Raw genomic sequence first — 15667 nt, forward strand, 5'->3', positions numbered from 1 at the left:
TATTTTATGAAATTAATAATTATTAATGGTCCCAATCTTAATTTGTTGGGCACTCGCGAACCAGATACTTACGGAGACAAGAGTTTTGAAGATTACTTTTCCAAGTTGCAATTTCAGTTTAGGGATGTGGAATTGTCCCATTTCCAGAGCAACATAGAAGGGGAGCTCATAGATGAGATCCAAAAAGCCGATAAGGAATTTGATGGTATTATATTAAATGCCGCAGCCTATACACATACTTCTATAGGTATTGGGGATGCAATTAAAGCAATTTCCACTCCTGTAGTCGAGGTTCATATTTCCAACACATTTTCAAGAGAAAAATTTCGGCATAAATCGTTTATCTCCCCCCAGGCCAAAGGAGTAATAATAGGCTTTGGTTTGCAAAGTTACGATTTGGCGATCTCGAGTTTTGTAAAAAAGTAATTCGATGTCTAAATCCTATTTAAATTGGAGTAGCGGTAAGGACTCGGCTTTAGCTTTGTACAAAATTCAGGATAGTGAAGCCTATAAAGTTGAAAAATTGGTGACTACCGTAAATTCTGAAGTAGATCGGGTTTCCATGCATGGTCTTCGAATTGAATTGTTGAAACGTCAGGCAGCTAGTCTTGAAATACCGTTACAGCTAATAGCGTTGAATGGCACGGTTTCTATGAAGGAATATAATGCTGTCATGATTAGTATTGTTAACCAATTGAAAACGGAAGGTTATTCAAATGCTATATTTGGGGATATATTTTTGGAAGATCTTAGAAAGTATAGAGAAGATCAATTGAACAATATTGGAATCAAGACTGTTTTTCCATTATGGAAAAAAGATACAAAGGAATTAATCCTCAAATTTATCAACCTTGGGTTTAAAGCCATTACAGTTTGTGTAAATGCAAAAGTATTGGATAAATCTTTCTGTGGAAGGGAAATTGATTTGGGATTTATAGAGAGCTTGCCAGAAAGTGTTGATCCTTGTGGAGAGCATGGAGAATTTCATACTTTTGTGTATGATGGGCCTAATTTTAAAGAGCCTGTAGGATTTGAAGTAGGAGAAATTATCGAAAGAAAATATACGCCTTATAAAACCGATAATGATTGTTTTAAAAACAATGTCCAATCTTGGGATACCGCTTTTTGGTATTGTGATCTCCTCCCGAAATAAAATAAAAAAGCTCCGATATTACGGAGCTTTTTGTTGTAACCTATATAATGATGCTAATTAGATAGCTTGGTCGAAGGTTCAAAAACATCTCGACTACGCTGGATGTTACATTTTAAATATTATTATTAGAATATAATATAAAAATAGTTTTATAAATGGATCACTTCATCGTAAGCTGCGGCAACAGCTTCCATCACTGCTTCACTCATAGTTGGATGTGGGTGAATAGTTTTTAAAACTTCATGTCCTGTAGTTTCCAATTTTCTTCCTAGAACTGCTTCCGCGATCATATCGGTTACTCCGGCACCTATCATATGGCAACCTAGCCATTCGCCATATTTGGCATCGAAAATCACTTTTACGAACCCATCTGGAGTTCCTGCAGCTTTCGCTTTTCCTGAAGCTGAAAAAGGGAACTTCCCAATCTTCAACTCATATCCAGCTTCTTTAGCTTGCTTTTCAGTCATTCCCACCGACGCAATTTCTGGAGTAGCATAGGTACATCCGGGAATGTTTCCATAGTCTATCGCTTCCACATGAACTCCTGCGATCTTTTCTACACAAGTAATACCTTCTGCAGATGCTACGTGCGCCAGTGCTGGACCATCCACGACGTCTCCAATCGCATAAATTCCTGCAACGTTTGTTTGGTACCACTCGTTTACAACGATTTTATCTCTATCGGTCTTAATGCCCAGTTCTTCCAAACCTATATTTTCAATATTGGTTTTTATACCAACTGCGGAAAGTACGATCTCTGCTTCTAAAGTTTCTTCGCCTTTTTTGGTCTTAACTTTGGCTTTTATTATTTTTCCTGAAGTATCCACACTCTCTACAGAAGAATTCGTCATTACCTTGATTCCGGCTTTCTTTACACTTCTTTCAAACTGTTTGGATATTTCTTCGTCTTCCAAAGGCACTAAATTGGGAAGGAATTCCACCAAAGTCACTTCTGTGCCCATGGCATTGTAAAAATGGGCAAATTCAACTCCAATTGCTCCAGAACCCACCACGATCATGGATTTTGGTTGTGTCTTTAAAGTCATTGCTTCTCGATACCCAATTACTTTTTTACCATCTTGTTTAAGATTTGGCAATTCCCTGGATCTGGCGCCGGTTGCCACGATTATATGGTCTGCTTCAACGTCTTTGGTCTTATTATCCTTATCTGTAACCTGAACTTTTTTTCCAACTTTAAGTTTTCCAAAACCTTCAATAACATCAATTTTGTTCTTCTTCATTAAGAACTGAACTCCTTTGCTCATACTATCGGCCACATCCCTACTGCGTTTTACTACAGCACTAAAATCTTTATCGGGTTTTTCAAGGCTAAGTCCGTAGTCCTCGGCATGTTTTAAATAATCGAATACCTGAGCACTTTTAAGCAATGCTTTTGTTGGAATACACCCCCAATTTAAGCATACCCCCCCAAGGCTTTCCTTTTCGATGATTGCGGTTTTAAAACCAAGTTGTGAAGCGCGAATTGCGGTAACGTAACCTCCTGGGCCACTTCCTAGAACAATGATATCGTATTTACTCATATTTCGAAATTTTTATGACATTTTTAGAAGTAGCGAATTTAAGGAATCTAAGCCTAAATTGAAAGGATTGGAATTAGTGAAATTTTAAATATTAATAATCATTGACGTCTGGTTAAAGATTAAAGACCGCTTTGCTCAAAGAAACAAGAACAAAGACTGGATTTTAACTATGTGAAAAATGAATGTTTTGATCTGTACTGGTTCTTCAAACAGAAAAAATAATTCTGTGCGGCAATAGTAAGCCCCAACTATTGAAAACCGTCTAAATCTGCGTTGTTTCCAGGCTCACCCAAATTTAGGATTTTTTTACCGGACACTACTGATTAATAATAAATGTATATCCATTTTCTTAGAATAAAATTTTGAAAATATTGTTCGCAGCGGGAGTTTTAGGTTCTCCTCTATACTTAATTAGATGCCGAAACACGTTCAGCATGATAAAAAAATAGAAGTTGCTGGTTAAAAAAACAGTAATAGGGACAAAAGCGGTTATACAGTAAAATCAAGAATCTTGGGGCAAGCCCGCGAGGTATGTTTTGGAAAATATTTTTAAAAATTGCGAGGCAAGCATCGAGGAATTAAACCCTCAATGAGGGATTAAAAATGGCTCTTTCAGTTAGAAAGAGCCATAGAAAATATATCCTATTATAGGAGAGCCTAATTTGCTTTAATAACATCTGCTTCCCTAATATTCAATGCCTTCATTACGGCATTCATATTATTTAAATCTAACTGTTGCCTAGTCTGAGCGAAATTTGCTGGTAAAACAATAATCCTGAATTTTTGATTCAATCTAAAAGCTGGAGCTAATGCAGCGAAATCTAAGGGTGTACCATCTGTATTGATCCCGTCTATAAATATATATACATCTTCGTAAGTGAAGTCAAAATTATATTGAACAGTTTTATTGCTTAAGAAGTATGTTTGAGGTAGAGGATTATATATTTCAACGGGATTTCCGTTAGAGTCTTCCCCATCGGAGGCTTTTACGTATACTAATACAGCATCCGATTCAAGTACCTCTAAATTTATTTCAGGATCATTAAAAAATAATTCAAGTGTATAGGAATTAGCAGCTGTAAAATCTCCAGTCAAATCAATTGCGGTTCCAATAAAACCATTTTCTCCAGAGGGCCCAGGAGGTCCAGGAGGTCCTTGTACGCTATCATCGGAACACGAGACGAGTGCAAAAAAAGCACATATAATAAGAGTAGCTGATTTTTTCATAATTTGATTTTTAAGGTTATGGTTTTTTATTAAAATCTATACTTGCTGAATTTACACAAAATCTTTGACCCGTGGGGGTAGGGCCATCATTAAATACATGACCTAAATGACTTCCACAATTGGCGCAAAGAACCTCTGTTCTTAGCATTCCAAATGTTTTGTCCTGCACATATTCTATAGTTCCTTCTATGGCATCATCGAAACTTGGCCATCCGCAACCGCTTTCAAATTTATGGTTGCTTTCAAAGAGTTTTGTTTTGCAGGCCGCACATTGATATTCCCCATGCTCGAAATGAAGATTGTATTTCCCGGAATTTGGAGTTTCGGTTCCTTTCTGCCTAAGCACCCTGTATTGTTCTTCAGAAAGTTCTTGCTTCCATTCTTCTTCCGATTTTTCTATAGTATACTTTTTCATTTTAAATATTCTTATTTTGTTTCAGGAATAAACTTCATCGCATCTCCGTTGATGCAATGTCTTTTTCCGGTGGTTCCCTGTGGGCCATCATTGAATAAATGCCCTAAATGCCCTCCACAAGTTGCACAATGAATTTCATCTCTGGAGTAGCCCAATTTGGCATCCGATCCCATGGCAATTCCGCCTTCGATGGCTCTATCAAAACTTGGCCATCCCGTTCCGCTATCAAATTTATGTGCTGTTTTATACAATTCAGTACCATCGGCAGCACATACGAATGTTCCTGGCTTTTTAATATCGTTCAATTCGCTGGAAAAAGGCCTTTCTGTCCCTGCTTCCCTCAATATGTGGTATTGTGCAGGAGTTAAAATCCCTTTCCATTCAGCATCTGTTTTTGATACTTCAAAAGTAGCAGCTACATCTTTTTTTGAATTTGCTTCAGATTTGTTTTTTTGAGCACTGCTATTACAGCTAACAGCTACAATTGCTAAAAATGCAAAAAATAGATTTTTCATGTTTTTTATTGTTAAAACTACAAAGATTATACCGCTATGAATGTTGTTATTTTGTTAATTACTTCAGGATCCCCTAAAATCTTTCGGTGTCCTAATCCTTGGGTGATATATAACTGACTCTTGCTTAGATTGTTGGCTATTTCGTGAGCAGAACTCACATGGACATCTACATCGTCTTCATCATGGATCACCAATGTAGGTATTTTTACTGCTTCCGCAGAAAATGCCCCGGAATAATTATCCATATCCTCCCCGAATTTTGAATCGAAATAGGCTTTCATTTTTATAGCCACTTTTTCATTCAGCTGCATATTTTTTGCAAAGTCCTTTGTAATATGGGTAACGCTGTTGGCTGTCCCTATAATTATCAATTTGTTTAGGGAAATGCCATTTTTTACTGCTCTTAAAATGGACATACCGCCCAATGAATGACCTATGCCGGCATGAAAAGGCCCATATAATTTATCTAGGTGATGGATAGATTCAATAAAAAAGGGCATCATGCTAATTTTTCCTGGTGCATTTCCATGGGCCGGGGCATCGAAACTTACGGTACTAAACCCTTTTTGAACAAGCTCTTTGGCGATAGCTGCCATTTGCGTCCCAGTACCGCTCCAGCCATGAATCAACAAAATTTTATTTTTGGATTCCCCATAATGATATACTACAATATCCCTATTTATGGAAGGAACGGTGATAGTTTCTTTAATGGAGTTTAGATCCATTTCTTTTTCCCTTTCAGGTAATTTATATTTAAACGGAGTTAGGAAAAGCCTTGCTGCAAAACGGCTTGCTATAAATGGTGAGATGGCAGTTAAAACCTTACCAGTTACCAAAAGGTATTTCGGTGCGAGTAAAACTTGCACCGGTTTCTTTTTTTCTATTGTTTGAGACATAAAATTAATTGGGAAAGCGAAGTTAATTAAAATTTAGGGATCTAAAATTTAGAATGAATAAAGGAGGTGATTTTATTAATGGTATCATTTTTGAAAATATGTAATTGTTAAAGCAAACATAAACCTTCTTTAATTGAGACTGTTGTTTTGTATTTTTATCAACCTAAAACCAAAAATCATGAGAATTAAAAATTTATTTATAGCAGTTTTTGCTGTGATGGTAATGCTTGGTTGTAAAACCAACCCCTTTACTGGAAAAAAGAATTTGAATTTTGTATCCAACGAACAAATTTTTCCTGCCGCATTTGCGCAGTACGATCAGTTTTTATCTGAAAACAAGGTAGTTACCGGAACTTCTGAAGCAAATATGGTAAAAAATGTAGGTCAGAAAATAGTAACTGCATCCGAGAGATATTTAAATGCGAATGGATACCAAGGATATTTAAAGGATTTTGCTTGGGAATTTAATTTAGTAGATGATGAGGCTGTGAACGCTTGGGCGATGCCAGGAGGAAAGGTAGTAGCCTATACGGGTATTTTACCAGTAGCTGGAGATGAAACCGGCTTGGCCGTAGTAATGGCTCATGAGGTTGCACATGCTTTGGCAGATCATGGCGCACAACGTATGAGTGCCGCACAATTACAACAATTGGGTGCAGTTGCTGGTAGTGTAGCAGTAAGTGGAAGAAGCCAACAAACCCAGCAAATTTTTGCGCAAGCTTACGGATTAGGTTCGCAAGTGGGGGTAATGTTGCCGTTTAGCAGAAGCAATGAAACGGAAGCAGATAGAATTGGATTAACATTGATGGCTATTGCAGGATATAACCCAGATGAAGCTGCAGATTTATGGAGAAGAATGGCCGCACAGAGTGATGGTAAAGCTCCACCAGAATTTTTAAGTACCCACCCATCCTCTCAAACCAGGATTAACAATCTTACTAAATGGGCTCCAGAAGCTAGGGCGGAAGCAAAAAAATATGGAGTAACTTCGTTTAAATAGGATCTTTATTATAACTTTTTTGAAAGCCGTTCTCTTAGAGCGGCTTTTTTTTTATTTTTAAAAAATGAAATATCCTCCTAAAGGAAGTAAGAAATTATTAAATGCTTGGGCATTTTATGATTGGGCCAACTCTGTTTACAGTTTGGTGATCGCTTCCGCAATCTTTCCCATATTTTATGGTGCTATCACCATCGTAAAAGATAGCAATGGTAAAATCGTAGACGATACCATAAGATTTATGGGATTTAATTTCAATAACGATTCCCTGATTAGTTATGTTACTGCTTTGGCCTTTTTGGTGGTTTCTATTTTCAGTCCTTTTTTATCTGGGATCTCAGATTATGTAGGGAATAAAAAGTCCTTTTTGAAGTTTTTCTGCTATTTGGGAGCTGTATCTTGTATTGGACTTTTTTGGTTTAGCCTGGATTTCCTTTGGTTTGGACTATTGTGCTATTTTTTCGCTCTTATTGGCTTCTGGTCCAGTTTGGTGTTTTATAATTCATATTTACCAGATATCGCCTTTCCAGAGCAGCAAGATAAAATTAGTGCGAAAGGTTTTTCCTTGGGATATATTGGAAGTGTTATTCTATTGATCATTTGTTTGATATTGATAATGAAATACGATTGGTTTGGATTTGAAGATCCAGGTTTACCTACTAGATTATCCTTTGTATTAACAGGGGTTTGGTGGATTGGATTTAGCCAATATACCTACAAGTATTTACCCAAAGGGAATAAGAAGGAAAAGCTTACAAGGAACGTTCTTTTTAATGGGTTTAAAGAAATAAATAAAATCTGGTTTGCACTTAAGCATCAGGTAAGATTGAGTAGATATTTATTGGCATTTTTCACCTACAGTATGGCGGTTCAAACCATTATGCTGATTGCAACTTATTTTGGGATCGAAGAATTGGATTGGGGAGAGCAGGATACAACAACTGGTCTAATAGTAAGTATTTTATTGATACAATTGGTTGCTATTGCTGGAGCAACCTTAACATCCCGAATAGCCATAAAAATAGGAAATATTAAAACCCTTATATATTTAAATATTTTCTGGATCCTTATATGTATTTATGCCTATTTCATAATCACCCCACAGGAGTTTTATGTTGCTGCGGCAGCCGTAGGCCTTGTAATGGGTGGAATTCAAGCCTTATCCCGTTCTACGTATTCCAAAATGATTCCCGAGAACACGTTGGATACGGCAAGTTATTTTAGTTTTTACGATGTTTCTGAAAAGATTGGGATTGTAATAGGGATGTCGATGTACGGAATTGTAGCGCAATTAACAGGAAGTGTTCGAAATGCCATATTGTTTTTAATCGTGTTTTTTGTTACTGGGGTATTTTTGTTGTTGCGAGTACCAAAAGTTAATGACCCTGTAAAAGTTAGTTAACTCTTACAGGGTCATTAATCTTAACTGTGAAATGTTTATCCGTTTTTTGTCATTATAGTAATCTCGTCACGCTGAATTTATTTCAGGGTCTCAACTTTTGTATTGAATTACTTTGTTAAGGGATTCTTCACTGCGTTCGGAATGGCGTCTTTATAAGTTTATCATAGTTTACGGATAATCAAAATGCTATTATTAACTGATGTTACGCACAAAAGTATTAAATTCCATTTATGAATGTTAATAACCTTTTAGACTTATATACTGGTTATTTGTTGGTTACACCGACTTATATTACAGCGACCGGTTTGTCATTAATGACGGGTAATAGTGTTGGTCATGAGCAAATAACGCGGTTGCTGCTATCCAGTAAAATAGACTCAAGAACCTTGTGGTTGGAAACTAAAGCTATGGTTCACGAAATTAGGTCATCAGAAGGGTTGTTGATTATTGACGATTCCATTGAGCCCAAAAAACACACAAAAACCAATCCTTTAATAAATTGGCACTACGACCATTGTAGCGGTAAAAACGTTAAAGGTGTAAATTTTGTGAGTTCCTATTATTATAGTCCCAAGTATGATATTGGCCTCCCTGTAGGTGTTGAGTTTGTAAAGAAAGATGTAGCCGTTTTAAACAAAAAAAGGAAACCTACTTTTAAAAACAAGGAAACCAAGAACGAAATGATGCGCCGCATGGTGGTACAAGCAAACCACAACATAGGTTTTAAGTATGTTTTGGCAGACAGCTGGTTTTCATCGTCAGAGAATATGAGCTGTATCGCACAAGACTGCAATTCAGATTTTATAATGGCCCTTAAATCAAACAGGGCCGTAGCATTGAGCGAACAAGATAAAGCAAAGGGCATTTATCAAAGTATTGAATCGTTAACGCTGGAAGAGCGTACTATGTCAGTTTATTTGCCAATGCAATACGAATGATCTTTTTAAAATTGTTTACATATTTCAATGCTGAATTATGATTGCATTCCCTTTTGGTTTTAAGGAAGTATTCAAATTTAGAGATAAACTGGTGGTCGATATCCTTCATGCGGTAATCTTCCGCCTTATAATTTTCGTTGATAAACTGCTCTACATGATTGTAACATGTCCAGTAACGCTTAGCCGTGCTTTTAGAAATATCTTTTACCGGAAAGCCTATCCATTTGTTCATTGTGTTGCTTAAAGACCTCTAAAGTCATTTTGGATTTGTCCTTATCTTCCACTTTTCAGGATCTACACTGCGCCCAATGTTGATTTCTGAACGCTTACTATCCATTGTAACCCTCATTAAAATTGGGGTTAGGCCTTTCTTGTTAAGCTTACTTTTTTTAATGTAAAATCGAAGATAAATTGAAGTTTCCATAGTTTGTTTAAATTAAGTCCCGAATTATTCTCTCAATTTAGTAAAAAGAAAACTTATTATAAAAAACTTTAACCTTTACAATTCACTGCAAATCAATGTATTAAACCGCTAAAAGGGACCGTTTTTGTAGTGTTCATAAAGGGTCCCGTATTAGTCCCCTTTTATATGATATTGTATGCCATTAAACGATATCATATAAAATGAAAAACCCCGTAAATCCTAGGATTTCGGGGTTTTTGATGTGAACTCTCGCCCAAAAAGTGGAGTCGAAGGGTCAAAAAATAACATCTCGACTACGCTCGATGTGACTTTCAAAAAAATTCTGGTAAAAAAGGGTATGCCCTAGTTTTATAATAATGAATGAAACTAAGTTTAATCAATAAAAAAAGCATCCATTTCAATTTAGAAATGGATGCTCATATATTAAATCATTGTAGAAGTTTATCTCAACTCGGCTTGTAATTCTTTCTCGAAGCGTTGTTGAAGTTTATTCATGATCTTATCTACTTGCTTATCTGTAAGCGTATTGTTTTCATCCTGAAATTTAAAACTTACCGCATAACTTTTTTTGCCTTCTGGTAGATGATCTCCCTGATACACATCAAACAAATTCACCGATTGTAATAAACGTTTTTCTGTTTGCTTGGCAATATCTTCAATTTGTTTATAGTTGACAGAATTGTCAATCAACAACGCAAAATCCCTACGAATGGCAGGAAATTTGGGAATGGCATTGAATTTTGTTTTCTGGTTTTTTGCGGTTTCTTGTACCAGGTCCCAGTTAAAATCTGCAAATAAGACCTCCTGTTGAATCCCGAAATGTTTAAGTATGGATTTCTTGACCACTCCAAATTCCACCAATTTCGTTTTCCCTGAGCTTATAGAAATTCCTTCAGAAAAAATATCAGATTTCACCTCACCTGTTTTAATCGAATTGATCCCGAGCCTTTCCAGAATACGTTCGATAGTTCCTTTTGTATAAAAGAAATTTCCGTTGCTTGTACCTGTTATCCAACTCTCAGAAAACTTGTTCCCCGTAACAAAAAGACTAAGGTGCTTGTTCTCAATTCTTCCGCTTTCATAATTATGATAGGTTTTGCCAAATTCAAATAACTTTAAATCTGCCTGTTTTCTATTGATGTTGTAATTCACCGCTTCTAATCCAGAGAAAAGTAAGGATTGTCTCATAACTGAAAGGTCCTGACTTAACGGATTAAGCATTGCCACATTTTGTTCTTCTTTTAACTGCTCAGATAATTTTATATAATTGGGCGTGGTTAAAGAATTCGCCATAGTTTCAAAGAAACCTTGACCAACCAACTGATTGGCAATTATATTTTGAAGCTTGTAATCCTCAAATTTCCCTGAATTTGCTATAGAGGCATTCAACTTGGTCCCAGATTCGATATTGTTGTATCCATACACTCGTAGGATCTCTTCAATAACATCAGATTGCCTTTGCACATCTACCCTGTAAGAAGGAATGGTAAGGCCCATTCCTGTTTCGGTTACATTGTTTACGCGAATTTCCAGGGATGCCAATATAGATTTGATAGTCTCTTCAGCTAAATTTTGTCCTATTAATTTATTCACTTTTTCAAAAGTTAGAAACACTTGAAAATCCTCAAACTTTTTAAAATAAAGATCATCTATCTCGCTGGTGATTTCACCACCGGCAATTCCTTTAATTAATATGGCCACACGTTTTAACGCATACTCGGTGATGCTGGGATCTATCCCCCGCTCAAATCTAAAAGAGGCGTCTGTATTCAATCCGTGTCGTTTAGCTGACTTTCGTACGCTTACAGGATTAAAATAGGCGCTTTCTATAAATAATTTGCTCGTATTTTCTGAAATCCCACTATTTATCCCTCCAAAAACACCCGCTATGCACAAAGGCTTTTCTGTATCACAAATCATTAAATCTTCTTCATGAAGTTCCCTTTCAACTTCATCTAATGTGATGAATTTTGTTCCTGTTTTTAAGGTCTTAACATGGATTTCTTTTCCGGTGATCTTATCGGCATCAAAAGCATGTAACGGCTGTCCTAGCTCGTGCATTACATAATTTGTGGCATCTATAATATTATTCTTAGGGTTAATTCCTATAGCTTTTAGCCTATTTTGAAGCCATTCCGGAGATTCATCTACTTGAATACCGGACATTGTAACACCACAATACCTGGGTGCTAAATGGGAATCTTCTACATTTATTGGAATTTTTAAACTTCTATTGTCTACATGAAAACCACTCACCGAAGGGGTGATCAATTCCAGACTTAGATCCTGCTGTTGGTAACCCGCTTTTAAATCTCGTGCCACACCCCAGTGGCTCATAGCATCGGCTCGGTTTGGAGTGAGTCCTATTTCAAAAACTTGATCATTTTCTATTTCGAAGATCTTTGTTACTGGTATACCAGGTTTTAGGTCTTCTTTTAAAACCATGATTCCATCGTGACTGCTACCTAGCCCTAGTTCACTCTCAGAACAAACCATTCCGTAACTGGCTTCTCCTCTAATTTTCCCTTTCTTGATCTCCCAAGCTTCACCTTTATCATCATATAACGTCGTCCCAATGGTTGCAACCGGTACATTTTGACCCGCCTCAATATTTGGTGCGCCACATACTATTTGCAAGGCTTCTCCATTCCCAACATCTATTTTACAAAGTTGTAATCTATCTGCGTTAGGATGGGGAAGACAACTCACCACATGCCCTGTCACAATACCTTCCAATCCTCCCTTGATACTTTGGAAACTGCTAATTCCTTCTACTTCCAAACCTAGGTCTGTAAGTAAATATCCTGTTTCTTCAGGGTTCTTAGGAAGTTTAATAAATTGTTTAAGCCAGTTATATGAAATTTTCATCGAATAGGTTTTTCAAGCTGCAAAGATACTATTACCAAAGGTATTGGCATAATTACAAAATTGTTTTTTAACGGGTTTTATGGCAAAAAATAATGGAGACAAAATTGCCTCCATTAGAATTGTCAATTTGGATTCCTGAGCTTACATAGATTTATTATAGTTCTGTACAGTTGCTTTTCCCCATTTATCTGAGCCATCTTCTTGCTGAAACACTACCCATTCTATGGAATTATTGGAATTCTTCATGACCTCGTGACGTACTTTACGATCCTTCCCTTTTCTATCTACATAAGTTTCCATTAACTCGACCTTGTTGTTGCCAAGGTCCTTAACTTTTATATATGAAACATTTATTCCTAGAGGATCTGTAGGGTTGATAAAAGCCATATCATATCTATCTTCCATGGCATCATAAACTACTATTCTTTTTCCAACAGGATTGTTTCCCTGATTGAAAATTTGCTCATCAAGATCTGTAGTTCCTTTTTCTGCTAGTTCAACAGACTTTTTCAGGTTTTTTTTAGCTTCTTCCTTATTTCCCATTTCTAACAAAAGATCTGCATAGGAATCGTAAGGATTAGCTTCTTTGCTATATTCTGCAATTTGAGCTTCAAATACTTTTTTTGCAGCATCCAGATCCTGGTCTTCCAGCATTAAGGTTCTTCAAAACCGTTATAACTTTTGTCGTCATTTAATTTATCATACATGTTAAGGCTCTGGTCTATACCATTTGCCTTGTATTCTGTATGTAACTTATCTGATAAATTTGGTTCAGATTTTTCTTGTCCTAGAACTAATGGACCCAGGCTTATAAGCAATACGCCTATAAACCCCTTAAGGTTTAAATGTGCTCTCATAATTTTAATTTAATGTTAGTATTAAAATATTTTTGGGAGGAATATTGAATTCAAAACTTAAGATTGAGGATCTTAAAATTAATTAGAATAGGAATGGCGAATGCCTTTTTAGGAGTTGCGCAAGGGCTTAAAGTTACGAAATAACTTTCAAATAACTAATAATCAGTAAACAAGAACGGGTTTGGCAGGATTTAACTTATATAATTCCAAATATTTTTGTGCTTAGTGACTTGTTGGTAGGTGTATTTTACCATTTTATGTTCGGGCAGTTCCAGGTTTGGATCTTCAGTTAATAATTTTTTAGCATAGTCCCGTGCAGTCTTAAGGATCTGATTGTCCTTTACAATATCTGCGATCTTTAGATTTAGAACTCCGCTTTGCTGGGTTCCCATAAGGTCACCGGGACCTCTGAGCTTTAAATCTACTTCGGCCAATTCAAAGCCATCATTGGTGCTCACCATAGTTTGAAGCCGGGTTTTGCTGTCCTCGGAAAGTTTATGTCCAGACATCAGTATGCAATAACTCTGCTCTGCACCTCGTCCCACGCGCCCACGAAGTTGATGCAGTTGAGAAAGCCCAAAGCGCTCGGCGCTTTCTATTATCATCACACTCGCATTAGGCACGTTCACACCAACTTCTATTACGGTGGTAGCCACCATTATTTGAGTATCCCCATTTATAAAGCGATCCATTTCGTAATTCTTGTCGGCAGGTTTCATTTGCCCATGCACAATGGAGATCTGATATTTGGGCATTGGAAATTCCCTTGAGATACTTTCGTAGCCATCCATCAAATCTTTATAATCCATTTTTTCGGACTCCTGAATTAATGGGTACACGATATAAATTTGCCGCCCTTTTTCAATTTCATCTCTTATGAATCTAAAAACTTTTAGACGATTACTATCGAATCTATGAACTGTTTTTATGGACCTTCTTCCAGGGGGAAGTTCATCTATAACAGAGACGTCAAGATCGCCATATAAACTCATCGCAAGGGTTCTTGGAATTGGCGTGGCAGTCATCACTAAAATGTGTGAAGGAAGCTCATTTTTTTTCCATAATTTAGATCGTTGTTCTACTCCAAACCGGTGTTGCTCATCTATAATTGCAAGGCCTAAATTTTTGAATTTTACCTTATCTTCGAGCAGGGCGTGAGTGCCGACAAGGATATCTAATTCCCCGTTTTCAAGTTTTTCATGAATTTCCCTCCTCTTTGAAGCTTTGGTTGAGCCAGTTAATAGTTCTATACTGGTGTTCAGTTCTTTACATAATTCAACTAAATCAGAATAGTGTTGTACTGACAAAATTTCAGTAGGAGCCATTAAGCAAGCTTGGAATCCGTTGTCAAGTGCTATTAACATTGACATGAGCGCTACTATGGTTTTTCCGGAGCCCACATCTCCCTGTAAAAGCCGATTCATTTGTGCCCCACTCCCAAGATCGCTCCTAATTTCCTTGATCACCTTCTTTTGGGCACCTGTTAATTCAAAGGGTAAATGTTCTTTATAAAAGGTTTCAAAATTATCCCCGATGGTATCAAAAACATAACCCTTAATCCTTTTTTTATGGAGCATGTTTTTAACCAAAAGTTGAAGCTGAACATAAAATAATTCTTCGAATTTTAATCGAAATTGTGCCCTGGATAATAGCTCCTGGCTCTTTGGGAAATGAACATTAAAAAGTGCTTCTGCCCTGGAAATTAATTTAAGATCTTCGTGAATATTTTGTGGTAAGGTGTCATAAAATTTTCCTTTGGTTTCAATAAATAATTGTTGCATTAATTTATTGATCACCCTATTTGTAATTCCTTTATTGGTGAGTTTTTCTGAAGAAGGATATACAGGTTGCATTGCAGTTCGTAAACTTTTTTCATGTTCTTCCAGTAATTCCATTTCTGGGTGGGGCATGCTAAATAGCCCGTTAAACCAATTTGTTTTTCCAAAGATTACATAAGGAGTGTTGATCTTTAGGTTTTCCCGAATCCATTTTTGACCCCTAAACCAAACCAGTTCCATTTTTCCGGTTTCATTCACAAAATCGGCAACAAGTCGTTTCCCCCTTTTTTGTTCTATGGTCCTAAGACCAACAATTTTCCCTATAACCTGTACTTCAGCGGAATTCTGCTGAAGTTGGTTGATTTTATAATAGGTGGTTTTATCCAAATACCTATTGGGAAAGAAGTTGATGAGATCTTGGTAGGTGTGAATGCCAAGTTCCTTGCGAAGCAGCTCTGCCCGGTTGGGGCCAACTCCTTTTAAATAATCGATGGGGGTTTGTAGCAAATTGGCATTCATGAAACGAAGATATTAAATTCCTTTTTTAATCCCGCATTCAAGGTTTAATTCTGCGGGGTTTTACTGGAACCTGAAACCTATTTAAAGAACTTTATTGTATTATGAAAACTTGCTTAGATTCTAATGGGAAGATTTCT

The 15667-nt window shown here is 36.7% G+C and carries 16 protein-coding genes; 5 read left to right on the top strand and 11 right to left on the bottom strand.

Translation table 11 applies throughout. The features are described from left to right. The first annotated feature begins 6 nt into the window (after nt 1–6). Both aroQ and JM83_RS14780 read left to right on the top strand, forming a co-directional pair. Nucleotides 7–426, top strand: coding sequence for a type II 3-dehydroquinate dehydratase (gene aroQ, locus JM83_RS14775; protein ID WP_144962915.1), 420 nt, complete (start codon nt 7–9; stop codon nt 424–426). 4 nt (nt 427–430) lie between these two features. Continuing rightward, a complete protein-coding gene (locus tag JM83_RS14780) occupies nt 431–1153 on the top strand; it encodes a diphthine--ammonia ligase (protein ID WP_144962916.1) in 723 nt (240 codons plus the stop codon). Nucleotides 1154–1302: 149 nt separating this feature from the next. On the opposite strand, the gene lpdA is transcribed toward JM83_RS14780, so the two are convergent. From lpdA to JM83_RS14805, 5 genes are all read right to left on the bottom strand, one after another. After that, on the bottom strand, nt 1303–2694 hold the full coding sequence (gene lpdA / locus JM83_RS14785; RefSeq protein WP_144962917.1) for a dihydrolipoyl dehydrogenase: 1392 nt from the start codon (nt 2692–2694) through the stop codon (nt 1303–1305). Nucleotides 2695–3351: 657 nt separating this feature from the next. Next, entirely contained in the window at nt 3352–3921 is a 570-nt protein-coding gene (locus JM83_RS14790; RefSeq protein ID WP_144962918.1) for a collagen-like protein, read from the bottom strand. Between the two features lie 16 nt (nt 3922–3937). Then, a complete protein-coding gene (gene msrB / locus JM83_RS14795) occupies nt 3938–4336 on the bottom strand; it encodes a peptide-methionine (R)-S-oxide reductase MsrB (RefSeq protein WP_144962919.1) in 399 nt (132 codons plus the stop codon). A gap of 11 nt (nt 4337–4347) precedes the next feature. Beyond that, on the bottom strand, nt 4348–4851 hold the full coding sequence (gene msrB, locus JM83_RS14800; protein ID WP_144962920.1) for a peptide-methionine (R)-S-oxide reductase MsrB: 504 nt from the start codon (nt 4849–4851) through the stop codon (nt 4348–4350). 26 nt (nt 4852–4877) lie between these two features. After that, nucleotides 4878–5747 (bottom strand): alpha/beta hydrolase, encoded by an 870-nt coding sequence (locus JM83_RS14805; RefSeq protein WP_144962921.1) that lies wholly within the window; start codon nt 5745–5747, stop codon nt 4878–4880. 178 nt (nt 5748–5925) lie between these two features. On the opposite strand from JM83_RS14805, the gene JM83_RS14810 reads away from it, so the two are divergent. The 3 genes from JM83_RS14810 to JM83_RS14820 all read left to right on the top strand — a co-directional run bounded on the left by JM83_RS14810 (nt 5926) and on the right by JM83_RS14820 (nt 9084). Then, nucleotides 5926–6747, top strand: coding sequence for a M48 family metallopeptidase (locus JM83_RS14810; protein WP_144962922.1), 822 nt, complete (start codon nt 5926–5928; stop codon nt 6745–6747). A 64-nt stretch (nt 6748–6811) separates the two neighbouring features. Beyond that, nucleotides 6812–8146 carry an MFS transporter gene (locus JM83_RS14815; protein ID WP_144962923.1) on the top strand — a complete coding sequence of 445 codons (1335 nt, stop codon included), beginning with the start codon at nt 6812–6814 and terminating at the stop codon, nt 8144–8146. A gap of 230 nt (nt 8147–8376) precedes the next feature. After that, complete coding sequence (locus JM83_RS14820) at nt 8377–9084, top strand: transposase (protein WP_144962924.1); 708 nt, start codon at nt 8377–8379, stop codon at nt 9082–9084. Here JM83_RS14820 and JM83_RS19560 read toward each other — a convergent pair. The 6 genes from JM83_RS19560 to recG form a co-directional block, all read right to left on the bottom strand. Further along, nucleotides 9050–9316, bottom strand: coding sequence for a phage integrase SAM-like domain-containing protein (locus JM83_RS19560; protein ID WP_261376494.1), 267 nt, complete (start codon nt 9314–9316; stop codon nt 9050–9052). The genes JM83_RS14820 and JM83_RS19560 overlap by 35 nt on opposite strands. Before the next feature lie 24 nt (nt 9317–9340). Then, entirely contained in the window at nt 9341–9508 is a 168-nt protein-coding gene (locus JM83_RS19565) for an Arm DNA-binding domain-containing protein (RefSeq protein ID WP_261376495.1), read from the bottom strand. Nucleotides 9509–9949: 441 nt separating this feature from the next. Beyond that, a complete protein-coding gene (gene pheT / locus JM83_RS14830) occupies nt 9950–12376 on the bottom strand; it encodes a phenylalanine--tRNA ligase subunit beta (RefSeq protein ID WP_144962925.1) in 2427 nt (808 codons plus the stop codon). A gap of 141 nt (nt 12377–12517) precedes the next feature. After that, a complete protein-coding gene (locus tag JM83_RS14835) occupies nt 12518–13030 on the bottom strand; it encodes a tetratricopeptide repeat protein (protein ID WP_144962926.1) in 513 nt (170 codons plus the stop codon). Continuing rightward, nucleotides 13030–13233 carry a hypothetical protein gene (locus JM83_RS14840; RefSeq protein WP_144962927.1) on the bottom strand — a complete coding sequence of 68 codons (204 nt, stop codon included), beginning with the start codon at nt 13231–13233 and terminating at the stop codon, nt 13030–13032. Before JM83_RS14840 ends, JM83_RS14835 begins: the two co-directional genes overlap by 1 nt. Before the next feature lie 191 nt (nt 13234–13424). Then, nucleotides 13425–15530, bottom strand: coding sequence for an ATP-dependent DNA helicase RecG (recG, locus tag JM83_RS14845; protein ID WP_144962928.1), 2106 nt, complete (start codon nt 15528–15530; stop codon nt 13425–13427). Between the last annotated feature and the right edge of the window lie 137 nt (nt 15531–15667).

This window comes from Gillisia sp. Hel_I_86, assembly GCF_007827275.1.
Lineage (GTDB): Bacteria > Bacteroidota > Bacteroidia > Flavobacteriales > Flavobacteriaceae > Gillisia.

Bases quoted from the DNA above. Each gene is read 5' to 3' on its own strand.
- aroQ (WP_144962915.1), top strand. From the start codon at position 7: ATGAAATTAATAATTATTAATGGTCCCAATCTTAATTTGTTGGGCACT.
- JM83_RS14780 (WP_144962916.1), top strand. From the start codon at position 431: ATGTCTAAATCCTATTTAAATTGGAGTAGCGGTAAGGACTCGGCTTTA.
- lpdA (WP_144962917.1), bottom strand. From the start codon at position 2,694: ATGAGTAAATACGATATCATTGTTCTAGGAAGTGGCCCAGGAGGTTAC.
- JM83_RS14790 (WP_144962918.1), bottom strand. From the start codon at position 3,921: ATGAAAAAATCAGCTACTCTTATTATATGTGCTTTTTTTGCACTCGTC.
- msrB (WP_144962919.1), bottom strand. From the start codon at position 4,336: ATGAAAAAGTATACTATAGAAAAATCGGAAGAAGAATGGAAGCAAGAA.
- msrB (WP_144962920.1), bottom strand. From the start codon at position 4,851: ATGAAAAATCTATTTTTTGCATTTTTAGCAATTGTAGCTGTTAGCTGT.
- JM83_RS14805 (WP_144962921.1), bottom strand. From the start codon at position 5,747: ATGTCTCAAACAATAGAAAAAAAGAAACCGGTGCAAGTTTTACTCGCA.
- JM83_RS14810 (WP_144962922.1), top strand. From the start codon at position 5,926: ATGAGAATTAAAAATTTATTTATAGCAGTTTTTGCTGTGATGGTAATG.
- JM83_RS14815 (WP_144962923.1), top strand. From the start codon at position 6,812: ATGAAATATCCTCCTAAAGGAAGTAAGAAATTATTAAATGCTTGGGCA.
- JM83_RS14820 (WP_144962924.1), top strand. From the start codon at position 8,377: ATGAATGTTAATAACCTTTTAGACTTATATACTGGTTATTTGTTGGTT.
- JM83_RS19560 (WP_261376494.1), bottom strand. From the start codon at position 9,316: ATGAACAAATGGATAGGCTTTCCGGTAAAAGATATTTCTAAAAGCACG.
- JM83_RS19565 (WP_261376495.1), bottom strand. From the start codon at position 9,508: ATGGAAACTTCAATTTATCTTCGATTTTACATTAAAAAAAGTAAGCTT.
- pheT (WP_144962925.1), bottom strand. From the start codon at position 12,376: ATGAAAATTTCATATAACTGGCTTAAACAATTTATTAAACTTCCTAAG.
- JM83_RS14835 (WP_144962926.1), bottom strand. From the start codon at position 13,030: ATGCTGGAAGACCAGGATCTGGATGCTGCAAAAAAAGTATTTGAAGCT.
- JM83_RS14840 (WP_144962927.1), bottom strand. From the start codon at position 13,233: ATGAGAGCACATTTAAACCTTAAGGGGTTTATAGGCGTATTGCTTATA.
- recG (WP_144962928.1), bottom strand. From the start codon at position 15,530: ATGAATGCCAATTTGCTACAAACCCCCATCGATTATTTAAAAGGAGTT.